General features: G+C 58.1%; 14 protein-coding genes and 2 pseudogenes. 6 read left to right on the top strand and 10 right to left on the bottom strand.

The genetic code is table 11. The features are described from left to right. A partial coding sequence (locus tag ABD919_RS19020; RefSeq protein WP_345237645.1) for a hypothetical protein occupies window positions 1-271 on the top strand: 271 nt, incomplete at its 5' end. A 14-nt stretch (window positions 272-285) separates the two neighbouring features. Here the strand turns inward: ABD919_RS19020 and ABD919_RS19015 are convergent. Together ABD919_RS19015 and ABD919_RS19010 are read right to left on the bottom strand one after the other, a co-directional pair. Next, entirely contained in the window at window positions 286-759 is a 474-nt protein-coding gene (locus tag ABD919_RS19015; RefSeq protein WP_345237644.1) for an IS1 family transposase, read from the bottom strand. A gap of 10 nt (window positions 760-769) precedes the next feature. After that, window positions 770-1,093 (bottom strand): transposase-like zinc-binding domain-containing protein, encoded by a 324-nt coding sequence (locus ABD919_RS19010; RefSeq protein WP_345237643.1) that lies wholly within the window; start codon window positions 1,091-1,093, stop codon window positions 770-772. 165 nt (window positions 1,094-1,258) lie between these two features. Here ABD919_RS19010 and ABD919_RS19005 point away from each other — a divergent pair, with 165 nt between their 5' ends. Genes ABD919_RS19005 through ABD919_RS18995 form a run of 3 tightly spaced genes read left to right on the top strand, consistent with a single transcriptional unit; the run spans window position 1,259 to window position 3,530 of the window. Further along, a complete protein-coding gene (locus ABD919_RS19005; RefSeq protein ID WP_345237642.1) occupies window positions 1,259-2,506 on the top strand; it encodes a hypothetical protein in 1,248 nt (415 codons plus the stop codon). Between the two features lie 13 nt (window positions 2,507-2,519). After that, entirely contained in the window at window positions 2,520-3,248 is a 729-nt protein-coding gene (locus ABD919_RS19000; protein WP_345237641.1) for a hypothetical protein, read from the top strand. A gap of 6 nt (window positions 3,249-3,254) precedes the next feature. Then, window positions 3,255-3,530: a hypothetical protein gene (locus tag ABD919_RS18995; protein WP_345237640.1), complete on the top strand. Its 276-nt coding sequence runs from the start codon at window positions 3,255-3,257 to the stop codon at window positions 3,528-3,530. 303 nt (window positions 3,531-3,833) lie between these two features. Here the strand turns inward: ABD919_RS18995 and ABD919_RS18990 are convergent, their stop codons facing one another. From ABD919_RS18990 to ABD919_RS18960, 6 genes and pseudogenes are all read right to left on the bottom strand, one after another. Continuing rightward, a complete protein-coding gene (locus ABD919_RS18990) occupies window positions 3,834-4,442 on the bottom strand; it encodes a transposase (RefSeq protein WP_345237639.1) in 609 nt (202 codons plus the stop codon). 158 nt (window positions 4,443-4,600) lie between these two features. Then, window positions 4,601-5,017 carry a Tn3 family transposase gene (locus ABD919_RS18985; protein ID WP_345237638.1) on the bottom strand — a complete coding sequence of 139 codons (417 nt, stop codon included), beginning with the start codon at window positions 5,015-5,017 and terminating at the stop codon, window positions 4,601-4,603. A 25-nt stretch (window positions 5,018-5,042) separates the two neighbouring features. Then, window positions 5,043-6,130: pseudogene (locus ABD919_RS18980) on the bottom strand (IS3 family transposase). Between the two features lie 143 nt (window positions 6,131-6,273). After that, a pseudogene (locus ABD919_RS18970) lies at window positions 6,274-9,341 on the bottom strand (Tn3 family transposase). A 4-nt stretch (window positions 9,342-9,345) separates the two neighbouring features. Further along, window positions 9,346-9,900 (bottom strand): recombinase family protein, encoded by a 555-nt coding sequence (locus ABD919_RS18965; RefSeq protein WP_345237635.1) that lies wholly within the window; start codon window positions 9,898-9,900, stop codon window positions 9,346-9,348. Window positions 9,901-9,921: 21 nt separating this feature from the next. After that, window positions 9,922-10,356, bottom strand: coding sequence for a hypothetical protein (locus ABD919_RS18960; RefSeq protein WP_345237634.1), 435 nt, complete (start codon window positions 10,354-10,356; stop codon window positions 9,922-9,924). Window positions 10,357-10,665: 309 nt separating this feature from the next. On the opposite strand from ABD919_RS18960, the gene ABD919_RS18955 reads away from it, so the two are divergent. Next, window positions 10,666-10,956, top strand: a complete 291-nt coding sequence (locus ABD919_RS18955; protein ID WP_345237633.1) for a hypothetical protein — start codon at window positions 10,666-10,668, stop codon at window positions 10,954-10,956. A 12-nt stretch (window positions 10,957-10,968) separates the two neighbouring features. Here ABD919_RS18955 and ABD919_RS18950 read toward each other — a convergent pair whose 3' ends face one another. Then, window positions 10,969-11,271 carry a hypothetical protein gene (locus tag ABD919_RS18950; RefSeq protein WP_345237632.1) on the bottom strand — a complete coding sequence of 101 codons (303 nt, stop codon included), beginning with the start codon at window positions 11,269-11,271 and terminating at the stop codon, window positions 10,969-10,971. Between the two features lie 87 nt (window positions 11,272-11,358). After that, the gene (locus ABD919_RS18945) at window positions 11,359-12,330 is read right to left on the bottom strand and encodes a hypothetical protein (protein WP_345237631.1); all 972 of its coding nucleotides are present in this window, start codon (window positions 12,328-12,330) and stop codon (window positions 11,359-11,361) included. Window positions 12,331-12,506: 176 nt separating this feature from the next. On the opposite strand from ABD919_RS18945, the gene ABD919_RS18940 reads away from it, so the two are divergent. Next, on the top strand, window positions 12,507-13,658 hold the full coding sequence (locus ABD919_RS18940; protein ID WP_345237630.1) for a helix-turn-helix domain-containing protein: 1,152 nt from the start codon (window positions 12,507-12,509) through the stop codon (window positions 13,656-13,658).

Here is a 13,658-nt window from a genome sequence, read left to right as displayed (position 1 = left end):
CTGGCACCTGCACCGTTTCAAGCCCTGGGGCAAGGAGTACGGGATTCCCTATGCCGGCGGCAGCTATTTCGCCGACGATGCCCTTTTGCAGGAAGACCTTGAACCCTACTGCCCCACACTTCTTGATGCTCTCCCACAGTTGGCCTCGGTTAAAAGTTTGGTACAAATGTTACATGGCTTATGCCACGCCGTTAGCAGTATTTCAGTCCTTCACAGAGATTCTAAGAGCGTGTTTGGGAATTGGATAGCCAAAAAGAAAACGAGTCAGTAAGGGGTTGATAGCCGTCAACCATGGTGCGAACCGGAGCCTAGGAACTCCCGACGCAACTTACTGGCTCGTTTCTTATTGCCCAACCTAATTCCCAAACACGTTCTCAGAGTGAGGTTGTGGTTATCGATGACAATTTTAATTCGGGCGGAGTGCATGGCCATGGACTTACTAAAGGAGCAGGTTTTGCGCACGAGCACGGCACAGCGTTGGCCTAAGGAGCAGTTGAGGGCCTCCACGATGCAGGTGTGGCCCTCGCCCTTGGGACACGGCCGGTGCGGGCCGCGGGGCAGCGCCTCGGCATAGGCCGGAAACAAGTCGGTGAAGTACCAGCAGTGCCGCCGGTAGCGTTTCGGTAGGGCCTGCCACAGGCGCCGGGCCGTGGCCGCGTCGCGGCGGCCCAGCACCCAGGGCACCACGCGCCGGCTGGCGCGCTCGACGGCCAGCCAGAGCCAGACCTTGCGCCGTTTGCAGCCCACAAACGTCCACATTTTGTCCAGTTCAAGCGCCTCCCACTGCCGGCGTTGCGCCTTTTTCGGGCGCAGCCGGGGCAACGGCGGGCTCGCCTGCTGCGCTTTTTTTTGCCAGCTTGGCCACGGTCATGCGCGAGACGCCCGTCAGGCGCACGATGCTGCGCTGCGAGTTGCGCTCGGCCAGGAGCTTTTCCACCTGCGCATACCGCGCCGCCCGCGCCGGGCCGGCCGGGTAGCGGGTGCCTTGGAAGCCGCATGCTTTGCACTGGTACTTGGCCCGCCCGCCGGTGCTGCCGTTCTTGCGCACCTGCTCGCTGCCGCAGCGTGCGCATAGTTGAGTCGTTACTATCATCAGCCCTATACGGCAATCACTCGCCTATAGACCACCGCCAACGCTTTAGGCTACCTCTTAGACCAGCTTAACAAGCTCTTATTAATAAAAGTCATGATAGCCTTTGGATTCAACAGTATAAGTTACCTAGGTTTGGTGCTATCAAACACTTAAATGATTTACTACATGAAAACACACAATCCAAAAGCAAGGCTAATACCATTGTTGCTTGTGAGTCTGCTCACTATGCACAGCGCTTTTTCTCAAGCGCCAAATAAAATTAACTCAAACACAGACGCTTACAAACCAGAAAGGACAGGAATGCCACTCTACTTTGGTAAGACAATTACTATCGTGAAGTTGGACCCTTTGGCTGGCATCCCCATTGGAGACATCCCATTCGACCGCAACTTTTATATTAGAATGTACTATGAAGGCGCTGCTCCAACAAGAGTGTATCTGGTGGAAGGGAGCCTCGATCCAGGTGATGTTAACCAAATACAATTAGGTTTTGCCGAGATTAACAAGGATCTGTATCCCGATGACACCTTCCTGAAAGGCTCTTTTAAAGCGATTGATATTTTAATTCCCCCATTAAAACCAAATGCGAAGGTGATTTTGGTGACGAGTACAAGCTTTCTCGACACCCCTCAAGGAGCTCTCCTTTTGAATGACTACCTGAAGCTGTTTGAAGCCATCCATGAAGGAGACAAGCAAAAAATAGATGATGCTTTTCTTATAACTGATGACAAACGAAAAGCTTTAAACGATTTATCGAGGCCTATCTTAGCGGACTGGGTCACGTATTATCAAGACAATCTCAAGAAGCTATACGATAATAACAATAGCTCCAAAGTTCAGGAAACCATTACGAGGGTACCATTTATTATTGAGGAGGTTATTGAGGGAGGTAAAAAGGCAAAAAAGCGAAAAATGCTTTTTAACTTTATTAATGCTTCAAACGCTATTCAGCAACAAGTAATCGGCTTAACCACCAGCGCACCTCTTAATTTAGTTGCCGATGCGGGGGTAGTAGTTGCTGGTATGCAAAAGGACTTCACGGTCGTTGTGCCCTATGTGGGCTTGACGTATTCAGTACGCGCTTTGGATCCCGATATCCCCTTTAAATTGCTCACAGGACGCGTCAAGTGCTATGAGCGTTTGTCCATCAACGCGGGCTTAACCCTCTCTTCCTTTGCTAAATCGCCTTATCGTGCAGATTTATTTGGGGGCAGGAATGTATTAGTAGGACTGGGTTATAAATTTAGCCATGCTGTGAGCCTGAATTCGGGCATAGCGTTCTATCAACAACTCGACCCCAATCCGTTAACTGATGAACAGTCAGTTGGCGTAGCTCCTTATGCTGGCATTTCCATAAATCTCAAGCTTGAAGCCATACTTGGACAAGTCGGAAAAATATTCCAAATCAAATAGACGAGTTAAGCTCATGAATCTACCTGCAAAAACCCGGATACTTTTCTTACTGCCATTGGCCTTGGCAGCCTGCACTTATTCTGAAAACGATGTTTCTCCTGATGCAGTCATTATAGGGCTAACGGCTGCACCTGCCAAGGTTCTAGCAGATGGCAGCAGCAAATCGTTGATTGCTGTCGAGTTGCCAAAATCAACAGAAGATGGGAAACGTAGTGTAATGCTTTCGACTGACAATGGCGTGTTCGAGGGTGAAAAAAAACCAACTGTGACGGTAACAGCACAGAATGTCTTTCAGAATCAAGAAAACAAAATAATTGCCTACGCGAACCTCATTAGCCCACTTTCAAGTGGCAATGCTACTATTACGGCAAGAACAAGCAATTTTACCAAGCCCGTTACTGTCACTTTCGAACGAGCCCATCCAGAACGCATTAGGGTTTTGCTTAATAAGCTGTATTACAAACCGGAGCCTGCGGGGGAAGTCACGATTACGGTTCAATTGGCTAGGTCTACGGGGAAACCTTCTCTTGGCCATTCTATCAATTTAAGTGTCGTTGACTCGGTCAACCGGCCAAGGGGTAACTTTCGAAATTTTGCCACCCAAAGTGATTCCAATGGCCAAATCGTGAATTATTACTCCATCTTGACAGGATTCAAAGGAACCTTGAAGGTAAGAGCATCCACCCAGACAGCGAGCGGCGCAGTTATAGCAGATTCTGCAATTTTTTACGTAAAACCATAACACACCATGGCAAAGAAGAAAAATAAACCGCGCCGGTATTTCAAAGGAGCTGGACACAGTCTCTCATCCGCAAATGCAGCAGAATTTGTTTCTGATTTAAGGACTTTGCTCGAAAAGTATGACCCAGCAGCAAGTGATAAAAAGATCACCTTGTCAACCTCTAATTTGAAAGTGGTTATTGAAGGGGGCGTGAGGGGCTGCAATCCTGGTTGTGAGCGAACTATAGAGTACTGCGATATCAACGGTTTGAACTGCGTCCTGAGAACTGTGTGTGTGTGCTAAAACACAACTCTTCAAAAGAAAAAGGCCATCCTGATACAGGAGGCCTTTTTCTGGCGGTGGTCCAAGCTCTGGTGATGCCACGACTTTAAGTCGTGGTACCACTAGTTGTTAGAACGGTGACGTTCGACAAGTAGTGGTGTCAGGATGCCCTGCGGGCAACGAGCTACGCTGACCACCTGCGGTTCGTGGCACCACCACGAAATAGACCATCGCCCGAAACTGACTACCTGGAATGGCTGGAAGGGCTGCCAGCCCGGCCACAAGGGGTTCTTCTTCCAACAGGATACTGTTGGCGAATTGGTTTTAAGCCATTGCTGGCGGAGTCAATCGGTTGAAGGCGGCCTGACGGGTCTGGGCTAACGGCACGTCGTTTAACCAGTTCACGATACGCGACAGGTTCATCGCCGCAGCGATAAAGACGTGCTGCAAATGGGTTTTGGCCAGGCCCACATAGCGCGAACGGCGCATGCCAAAGCCGCGAACCCCTTGCGAGAGCGTGCCTTCAATGCCCGCTCGCTGATTATAGAGCAGGGGCCAGTCTGCCTGGCTGTCGCGTGCTCGGGCAGCTTGCAAGGCGTGATACGGGGCATCGGCGCGCAGCTTAATGGCCCGGCGTTTCATGCGCGTACACTGCGCACGAACGGGACAGGGCCCGCAGTGCTTCCGGGAGAATTTGATAAACACGCGGGGCTGGCCTTTTTCCAGGGTTTTAATCCAGGATTGCGACGGATGCCCCTGGGGACACGTGGCTTGCTGGGCGTCCCAATCCACGTGGAAATCCGCTGCCGCATACCCTCGTCCTGCTAGCGCCTGCCGTTTCTGGTCTTTCCGCGCGGGCCCTACTAAGTCCACCTGATGGCGTTGCTGACTCTGGACGAGCAGCTCGGCGCTCACGTAAGCGGTGTCGACCAACTGCTACGATGGTAGCAACGACTGGTCTGCCAATCCCTGCTGAATTTGCGGCAAGGTAGCCAAATCCGCCTCGGTGCTGACGGTGGTCGCTACCTGCGTAATCAGATGCGGTTGGTCGTCTTCGCAGGTTGGCCTTCTTATAGCAGCGGGGGATAAAATTACTCTAAGCGCCCAACGGGGCTGCTTCCGATGGGTTTCGCAGGCTGCGCAGCCCGTTGGGTTGTACTTCCACCTGGCGGGAAGGTGTACTTGCCCAGGCGGTTGATGTGCTCGTAGCGGGCGGGCGAGAGCCGGGCCAGGTCTTCGTCGCGTACCGCCACGCCTTCAGCTCGGAGCGTTTGCACCACCTGCTGCAGGTAGACCGTGTTCCAGAGCACCACCAGATTGGTGAATAGGTTCAGGGCGCCGACGACTTCCTGCTGGGCTTCTTCCTGCTTGCGGCGGATGAGCCCGTCGCCGCCAAACCAGAGGAACACGCGCAGCGCGTGCAGCCGCTCGCCCTTGTTGAGCTGGACGTGAATCTTGCGTCGCAAGGGTTTGCTGAGCAGGTAGCGCAGGATTGTAAGCTCCCCCATTTGGTGGGCCAGTGAAAAGTAGAGGTCAGGCGGCTTGACGGAATTCGGTTGGGGTCACGAAGTTGAGCGCCTGGTGGGGGCGCAAGTGGTTGTAGTCGTACTGCCACAAACGGCAGTGTTCGCGCACCTGCTGCAAGGTAGCGAAGAGGAAACCGTTGAGCAGTTCGCGGCGAAACGAGCCGTTGAAGCGTTCGACGTACGCATTTTGGGTGGGGCTGGCGGGCTGAATCCACTGCAGGACCACGTCCTGGCTGCTGCACCAGTCCTGCAGGGCCTGGCTGATGAGCTCCGGGCCGTTGTCCACGCGCAGGCGCTGCGGCGTGCCGTGGCGCTCGACCAGTTGTGTGAGCAAGCGCACGACGCGGGCGGCGGGCAGCGAGAAGTCGACCTCGATGCCGAGCAGCTCGCGGTTCCAGTCTTCCACCACGTTCAAGGTGCGGAAGCGCCGCCCGTCGGTCAAGGCGTCGCTCATGAAGTCCAGCGACCAGCACTGGTTGGGCCCGGCAGGAACGGCCAGCGGCTGCTGAACACGCGCGGGCAAGCGGCGTTTGTTGCGCCGCTTGCCCACTTGCAGGTGCTGGGCCTGGTACAGGCGCCACAAGCGCTTGTGGTTGACCACCACGCCGTCCTTGCTCAAGCGGTAGTAGTACTTCCAAAAGCCCTAGCCGGGGTGGCGCTCGACCAGCGCCCGCAGCCCCGCCAGCACCGGCGCGTCGGCGGCCGGGCGCCGGCTGGCAGGACGGGCCGTGTAGCAGCGGCGGGCGAGCCCGACCAGTGCGCAGGCCCGGCGCTGGCTCAGCCCCGCGGCCACGGCCTGCTCGGCCACGGCGCGCCGCTCGGCTGGGGCGACTACTTTTTTCGCAGCACCTCCTTGACCACGTGGTTCTCCAGGCTCAGGTCGGCCACCAACTGCTTGAGGCGGCGGTTTTCCTCCTCCAGGTGCTTGAGGCGCTGCAACTCGGTGAGCTCCAGCCCACCGTAATTGCTTTTCCACTGGTAAAACGTAGGTTCGCTGATGCCGTGCTCACGGCATAGCTGGGCGACGGTCTGGCCCTGGCCTTGCTGGCGCAGGATGCCAATAATTTGGGCTTCGCTGAAACGGCTCTTTTTCATGGGCAGTAGGGAAGAAATGAAAAGATACCACCTTCCTCTACTTTTCACTGGCTCACCTAACGGGGAAGCCTACAGCCCATCAGGAGATAAGCTACATTGAGTTTAGTCCATAAGTGGCCTTGGTTAAAAGTTTGGTACAAAGGTTAAACGAGCGGGGCAACTGGGGGCTCCCACTGGAAGGCAAAAAGCGCCTCTACATCGAAACGGAGCGAGTCTTTTAGGGCTTCGTCGGAAAAGTCAAACTCGCCGTGCAGGTTGAGGTGCTGCCAGCTCACGGGCGAACTGGCGGCGATGGCATCGGCCACGGCCTGGCGCTCGGCCGCCGGGGCCTGGAGTAAGTACTGGTTCAGGTATAGGCAATTCCAGCACACAATCACGTTTTGGACCAGCCGTTTGCAGGCATCGGCCAGCTGCTGCTCTTCCTTGCCGGCGTAAGGAATCTGCCCGTTTTGGCCGTAAAAGACAGCCCGAGCGAACGAATGGGTGCTTTCGAGCTTGTCGAGTTGGTCGTCGATGCGCTTGCGCAGGTCCTGGTCGTCCATGTAACGGAGCAGAAACTCGGTGCGCACAGCCCGGCCCAGCTCGCGCAGGGCCAAGTACACGGGGTGGTGCTGGGAGTAGGAATTGAGGCGCCGCAGCACGGTGGAGGCTGTCACGTGCTTTTGTTTGAGGCTCACGATGAGCCGCAGAATGGTTTCCACTGTGCCTCGATGAGGCCCCGGTCCACGCGCTTGACCGGGGCCAGGGCGTACGCCGTCAGGTCCGGCACGTCCATGCCGGCAAAGGCGTAGAGTTGCTGGTCCTGAAACGACTGGATGCGCGGAGCAAAGGCCACTTGAATCAGGTAGGTGACGGCAAAGTTGACTTCCGTAAAGCCGTGGGTGTCGGTAGAATGAATGGTCGACTCGACCACGTCGTTATGCAACAGGCCGTCCACCAGGTAGGCTGCCTCGCGCTCCGAGGCGCTGATGGTAACCGAATGGAACAGCCGGTGCCGGTCATCGAGGAAGCCGTAGGACACAATCCCTTTTTCCTGCCCGAAATACTTGTAGGAGTACGTGGCATGAATCGAATCGACGGCCACGTAGTACTTCTGGCCATCCGACGAGGTATGGGTCTGGTTGGGGTCGCGCTGGAACAAGCGGCTGACGGGCAGCTTGCCGGTGAGGGCCACCACCGCGTCGTTGGCCCGGCGCAGGTTCTCGAGCGAGAAGTACCAGTTGACCGTGTTTTCCAGCGCGGACTGGGCCACGTGCTTGGTGGCGTGGGCCATGCGCGTCAGGCCCAGGTTGCAGCCGTAGGCCATGATGCCGGCAAAGAACACCCGCTCGGCCGGCCGAGGCGGGCGGTTACGGGGGCTCCAGTGCTGCAGGCACTCCGTGAAGCGGCACGCCTGGTTGACCGTGTGCAGCGCCTCGTGCAGCGAAATCAGCCCCGGTCCAGGAAACAGGGGGCGCGGCGGCGGGGCCTCTTCGTCCACGGGCTGGGCCGGGGTGAGGAAGCGGGGCCGGCCATCGGCCCGCGTCTTCACCCCGGGGTTGGTGCCGGCCGCCAGGCGGTCGAAGGTGCGGGCAAACGCGGCCGCCAGCTTGGTGTGCAAGGCGTCGAGAAAGGAGCCCGGTTCTCGCCAGTCCGTCAGGTTCGTTTGCAGCAGCAGTTGCTCCCGCTGCGTGGCCCAGGTGGTGGCATCCAGCAAGTAGGTATCAAAAGGGCGGTAGCGCAGTGAGTGCGCCAGGTTGAGTTTGCCCGCTTTCAGGTGGTCGGCCACGTGACCCGCCAACAGGGCTTTGTAGAGCGACACGGGGCTGGCCGCTTCGGCCAACGCGGTCCGTTCGGCCGGTTTCAAAAAGCATGTCGGCGGGTGGCTGCCCACTTGTCCGTCGCGCGCCCGGTACTGGGCCAGCGCCAGGGCCAGGGGACTATCGGCCGCGCCCTCGTAGGCCACGCGGCGCAGAATCTCGCCCAAGCGGCGCTGCAGGGTGCGGGAACGCTCTTCCACTACTTGGTAGTATGGGCCGGTAGGGCTACCGCCCCCGCCTTTGCGTAGTTGCTGGGCCGTCTGGCGCAGCTGCGCAAAAGCTGCCACGTCCGGGGTTTGGAGCCAGGCCAGCAGGGCGGCCACTTTCTCCTCGTTGGTACGGGCAAAGGAAAAGGCCACGTCTTCCAGCTGCGCCAGGGCCGCGCCGTGGCTCACCACCCCGTCAAGCAGCTCCCGCAGCTGAGCGGCCGTGTCCTGCTGCTGGCGGTAAACGCGCTCCTGGGTTTCGCGCTGGGCCGCGTTGCGGTGCGTCTGCACGGCCTGTAGCAGCGTTTCCGTCAACAGGTCGCCGACCTGGTAGTACTGGTAGACGACGAAGCAGAGCACCATCAGGTATTTCTTGTCGGCTTGTTGCCGCACCTGAAAGACCTGCGCCCGCTCCACGTAGCGGGCGTAGTAGCGCACCACCTCTTCCGACAAGTCCAGGGCCTGCACGACGGGGTGGACCTGGGCAAACAGGGCCTGCAGCACCGTGTAGTCCTGCACGTTGGCGCGGATGGCCGCCGGCCGCATCAGCTCCAGGCTGCGCTTGAGCGTGGTGAGCCGGTACGGCCGGTGGGCGTGCGCGGGCTCGTCGGCTTCCGTGGTGAATAGGGCATCGAGTTGCTGGCGCACGGCCGGCGTCAGGTGCAGCGCCAACTGGGTGGTGAGGCGCTCCTCGACAGTACGGAAGGCCTCGGTCACGACGCCGGCCAGGCCCGCGTAGGTCGGCAGTTCCCAGCGGCGGGCCCGCAGGTAATCGGCCGCCGAATGAAACACGGCCACGGGATTCATCTGCTGGCGGGCAAAATGGGTCACCTGGGCGCGCACGACGGTTTCGACCTGCTCGAAGGGGGCCACGCCGAACTGCTGCAGAATCAGCTGGCGGTGGTGGAAGCGGGTGGCCTTGTCGTAGCGCGCCCACTCGACCTCGCCCAAGCGGTAGCGCTGCTGCACGTACGCGCCGTCGGCGGCCCGAAACCGGTCGGTGGAGAAGAAACGCCCCGTCGGCTGGAAGTAGCCCACCTGCAGCACGAAGCCGCCCCGGCTGTGGGGCGTCACCAAGCTGTTGAGCACCTGGGTGGCCCAGTCCGGTAAGCTGCAGTAGAGCTTGCGCTGGGCCGCGGTCCACTTGGGTGGGTGGTCGAAGGCCCGCCGCTGGGCGTCGTCGAGCAGGGGCAGGTAGCGGGCCACGGGCTTACGGTGCCAGCTGGCGCCGGTAGCGCTTGACGCTCGACTCGCTGACGCCCGTGGCGGCCACGGTCTGGTGCACCGACATGCCGGCGGCCAGACAGGCCTGCACCTTGGCCAGCTTCGCGGCGTCCACCCCCGCACGGCGGCCGAGGTGCTTGCCCTGGGCTTTAGCCAGGGCGATGCCCGCCGTGGCCCGTTCGCGGATGCTCTCGCGGTCGTACTCGGCCAGCGCGGCGAAGATGCCCAGCACCAGCCGGCCAGCCGGGGTGGCGGTGTCGATGCCCAGGTCCAGGGCGACGAAGCGCACCTGGCGGGCGTGCAGGTCGGCCACCACCTGCATAATGTGGGCGCTGTTGCGGCCCAGCCGGTTGAGCCGTGCCACGGTCACCGTGTCGCCGGTGCGCAAGGTGGCAAGCAACTCCGTGAGCACCGGCCGCTGGGTGGTGGCACCGCTGATTTTTTCCTGAAACAGGCGGTCGACGCCGGCGGCCTTGAGCTGTTCGAGTTGGGTGTCGAGGTGTTGGTCTTTGGCCGAGACGCGGGCGTAACCGAAATGCATAGAAAAGAAGCTTAATTGGACTTAGAAGAGGTGAGGAGGGAATTCCTCATCGGCTTCTTCGGGAGGGAGTTCAAAGGCAATAAGGCCATACTCCGTGTTAAACTCCGCTTTCAATCGCTGCAACATGTGCTCGGCTTCCGCATCGTTCGATGCCCCTTCCGGAGTGGATGCTTCCACCGAGAGGCCTAGCAGCAGTCGCCCGTGCGGACTGAAGTAAAGCATCGGCCGGTAGTTCGGGGGCTGGCCGTGAAAGTAGAGGGTAAAGGCACGGTCTGCTTGGGCCAGCCCGTACGCTAACGTAGTGGCCAGCGTGCCGGAGATAAACCCCTCTGGTGAGCCGGTGGGCCGCACTTCAAAATCGTCCCGCACGGCGTCCTCGGTAAGATCGGCGTAGGCCGACAAGAAGCGGTGGATACAAGTCAGGGTGCGCTCGCGGGTAGCGATGTAAATGTCCAAGCAGGGCGGCATGACGTCGAGGATGAGAGTACGGTCCTCCTTGCTCACGCAAACGGTCAACAAGGTGGGGCCACCAAGGTACGGCTTTGGCCCCACTTTCTGGCCCCTATTTCACCTATACCAACACGTCCTGTTAGATGGGGCCGGTAAGGTGCACCTTTCTGGCCCCGCCACTGGGGCAACACTAGCTGGCGGTTCGCCCACCGAGTGGCCGCTCGTTTAACTTTTGTACCAAACTTTTAACCAAGGCCAGCATTCGGTTCAAAAATTACTTGGGAGCGAATAACTACAGACTCTCGCAAAACCATAATGCCTGCTCTCCTTGCGCCCTCTGATTTCTACAAAACGTTTGGCCAGCGCACCTCTCACCTGCCTGCCGATACGGATTATTATCTGCGTGTGTACCAATCAACGGCGGTCTTTAAGCAGGACTTGCCCTCCTATTTAGACCCCTATGGATTTCGACTGAAAACGCACGACGCAAGGCTGACGACGTGGTTGCAGCAACGCGCTCGTCAAAAACACACCGCGTCGACTTTCGCGGCCGAGCTAAACGCCGCGCTGCGCTGGAACAAGCTAATCGCGATACTAGACTCTTAGGCAAGCCCCAGCCTAGCGGCGAGGGGGGATTTTTACTTCGTGCGCAAGCTTCTTATAAGGGTTAGCTCGCGTTTGAACGCACCCTTCCGTTATAGAATCAACCTGCGAATGCAGGTCGGTGCCAGCACTGCGGATACCAAGGGCGAAATAGATTATTTCCTGAGCCTTATTGCGTACGGCCTGCTCCTGGTCGGCGTAGTTGTTATGCTTCGGCTTACTACCGGGGAGCTTTTGCTGTAAACGAGCTAATTCATTGTACAGCTCGTTCAGCTCAATTACCTGATTGTAGGTGGCGTCGTCTGCAGCGTGGGGCATGGTATCACGTTAGAAGAGGTTACAAAGTAAGCGGACCGCAACTCGTGAAAAGCCGCGTGGTGGATGCGGGGCCTCTTTACTCTTAAGTTACTCCTGTTGTGCGGTATTCTTTCGGGCCCGCTGCTGAAATTTATAGTACGTGTTAATAAGGTTCAGCAACCCATAAAATACATACTCAAACTGTTCAGGAAATTCAAGGCGCTTGGTTTGCTCCTTGTTGTGCCGGATTTCGAATTGGTTGACAAGGCCAAAAAACGCTTCGACGTCTTTTGAAAACTGCGGGAAGGGCACCTGCTTGGCATCCGTCCGCAGGGGTTCCAGCACGTTGCAAAGCGTCACACAGGCCGAGCGCATTTCCTCCAGCGTGGCGTTCTCTTTAAAGAAAAGCACCTTGGCGTGTTGAATCTTCACGCTGACTTGTACGTCGAAGGAAGGGGGCACTTGGCGCACCAACTCCGGCAACACCGTCTGTTGACCGCGCTGCTCAATCCGGCGCCGTCCCAACGCGGTCGGCAGTACCCCAAAATAGCGGGTTCGGATGCCGTCAATCCACTCGTTGGGCTGGTCGTCGGGTTTATCGAACGTAAGCAGGCCATCGCTCACCAACCGTTCCAACAACCGTTGGAACTCCGCGTGGCCTGGCGCGTAGGCCAGCGGAAAATCGCGGTGAATTTCAAGGTCCCGTGGTTTATGTTCCCGGCCCCCGGCGTCGTAGAGCACCTGCAACAAGCGGTCCGCTCGTTCCTCAAATGTGTAGGGCAGGTCGGTTGGCGGTTGGCGCAGCAGGTCCGCGGTCAGTGTGGGCGCCGCCTGGCCACGCTCAGCCGCTTCCCGGCACAGACCGGCCAACGCGAAATGCGGCTTGCCATTCCCGTGTAGTACGCCGTCGGTTAATCCAACCCACGTGGGCAGACTAATGTGTGCTTCCCCAATGGGCGCAAACCGGTATTGGATGAGCAATGGGTTACTGGGCAAGTGGTCCACAAAACAGTCCCCATAGCCTGCATTGTACGAAAGGTGAGTAAGAGGGCAGATTCGGGGAATCGTGATGAATGACATACGGACGAGCGGTTGAGAGTAGTGGTAGGTCTGATAGCTGAACTTCTTTCATGCTTTCCTGGGGAGCCGGATGCATCCCTCGAAGGTAACGCTATGGATTCGTGCGACTTTTTGGACCCTAATTTTTCATCCCGCAGGGCCCCGAATAGTTTTGTTTACTCATTCTGCTCCACCTCATGTCAACGCTCTTTACTCCTCTGCGGGACCTACGCCGCCGGGCGCGCAAATCGCAAGCTCAGCTCGCCGCAGGGCTTTGCATCACGCGGTCCGCCTACAGCAAGTTGGAGCGGGAACAAACCGAGCTCACAGTCAAGCGGGCGGCTCAGATTGCGCAAATTCTTAAAATTTCCATCACCGAATTATTGCCCATGCCGACCCCTAATCCCGAGCAGATTGGCACACCAGCGGCGGAATTGCTGTACCTGCGGGCAGCGGCGGAAGGCAGCGTGCTGGATGCCTACATCCGGGCCAACATGAACTATCAGGAGCCCATCCCTTTCGATGAACTGGATGAACACTGCTGGGAATACCTGAACATTTGCGAAATTAAGACCCGCGAGGAATACGAGGCCGCCGGCGTCCTCATTACCCGGACGGCGCCGGGTGGTGACCAAGCGGCCTTCGAGCGAATCCTGCGCGACCCTGGCATTTACTCGCTTTTTCAGCACGGCACCATCAGCAACGAGTTTCTACTGGGCTTCTGGCGGGCGTTTCAAGCCAAAGGTACCCCCTACTTCGAGTACGAAGACAAACCATTTGGCACGTTAACCAAGCGGCTCCTGTCCAGCGAGCACGAAGCTCCCGAGCCCGCCGCCATGCTTAGCTCCTGGCCCGAGCCCCTGCTTTTTGATGCCGAAGAGGGACCGGAAGCAGTGGAGGTTCCGAGCCGCCCGGTGTACCAGCCCGGGGATTCCCTGGAAGAATACATGGAAGAGCTTCGGGCCTATAACAGCGCCGCTCGCGCAGAATTCGATGCGCAACACACCCCGGAGGAAATCCAGGAATACATCAACAAGCTTCCCTCCGTCAATTGGACAGACGTTGTTCAGACCTCAGAGGCCCGGGATATCGCGTGGGAATTAGAGCAGGTGGTGTTTCACGAGCCAGACCCGGCGTTTGCTCATCTGCGGGAGGACCCCGCCGAATATGCCCGCACCTTGACCCGGCTGGTTGGTCTGGCCTGGGTACTGGATAGCCTAACCGAGGAGCAAAGCAGCTTCGATGTGTTGCGGGAAGAAGCCGCCCGGCTGAATGGCCAGGAATACTCCCGGGAGTTTCAGGCAGCTTGTGAGCAGTTCGTGGCTAAACAACGCGAAGCATTCCAGTAG

The organism is Hymenobacter saemangeumensis, from assembly GCF_039541835.1.
In the GTDB taxonomy this organism is placed as follows: Bacteria; Bacteroidota; Bacteroidia; order Cytophagales; family Hymenobacteraceae; genus Hymenobacter; species Hymenobacter saemangeumensis.
Note: the sequence above shows the minus strand (reverse complement) of the source record. Positions and strands in the feature narration are given on the sequence as shown.

Excerpts from the sequence above, each read along its gene's own strand:
- ABD919_RS19015 (WP_345237644.1), bottom strand. The coding sequence starts at position 759 with ATGTGGACGTTTGTGGGCTGCAAACGGCGCAAGGTCTGGCTCTGGCTG.
- ABD919_RS19010 (WP_345237643.1), bottom strand. The coding sequence starts at position 1,093 with ATGATAGTAACGACTCAACTATGCGCACGCTGCGGCAGCGAGCAGGTG.
- ABD919_RS19005 (WP_345237642.1), top strand. The coding sequence starts at position 1,259 with ATGAAAACACACAATCCAAAAGCAAGGCTAATACCATTGTTGCTTGTG.
- ABD919_RS19000 (WP_345237641.1), top strand. The coding sequence starts at position 2,520 with ATGAATCTACCTGCAAAAACCCGGATACTTTTCTTACTGCCATTGGCC.
- ABD919_RS18995 (WP_345237640.1), top strand. The coding sequence starts at position 3,255 with ATGGCAAAGAAGAAAAATAAACCGCGCCGGTATTTCAAAGGAGCTGGA.
- ABD919_RS18985 (WP_345237638.1), bottom strand. The coding sequence starts at position 5,017 with ATGGGGGAGCTTACAATCCTGCGCTACCTGCTCAGCAAACCCTTGCGA.
- ABD919_RS18965 (WP_345237635.1), bottom strand. The coding sequence starts at position 9,900 with ATGCATTTCGGTTACGCCCGCGTCTCGGCCAAAGACCAACACCTCGAC.
- ABD919_RS18955 (WP_345237633.1), top strand. The coding sequence starts at position 10,666 with ATGCCTGCTCTCCTTGCGCCCTCTGATTTCTACAAAACGTTTGGCCAG.
- ABD919_RS18950 (WP_345237632.1), bottom strand. The coding sequence starts at position 11,271 with ATGCCCCACGCTGCAGACGACGCCACCTACAATCAGGTAATTGAGCTG.
- ABD919_RS18945 (WP_345237631.1), bottom strand. The coding sequence starts at position 12,330 with ATGTCATTCATCACGATTCCCCGAATCTGCCCTCTTACTCACCTTTCG.
- ABD919_RS18940 (WP_345237630.1), top strand. The coding sequence starts at position 12,507 with ATGTCAACGCTCTTTACTCCTCTGCGGGACCTACGCCGCCGGGCGCGC.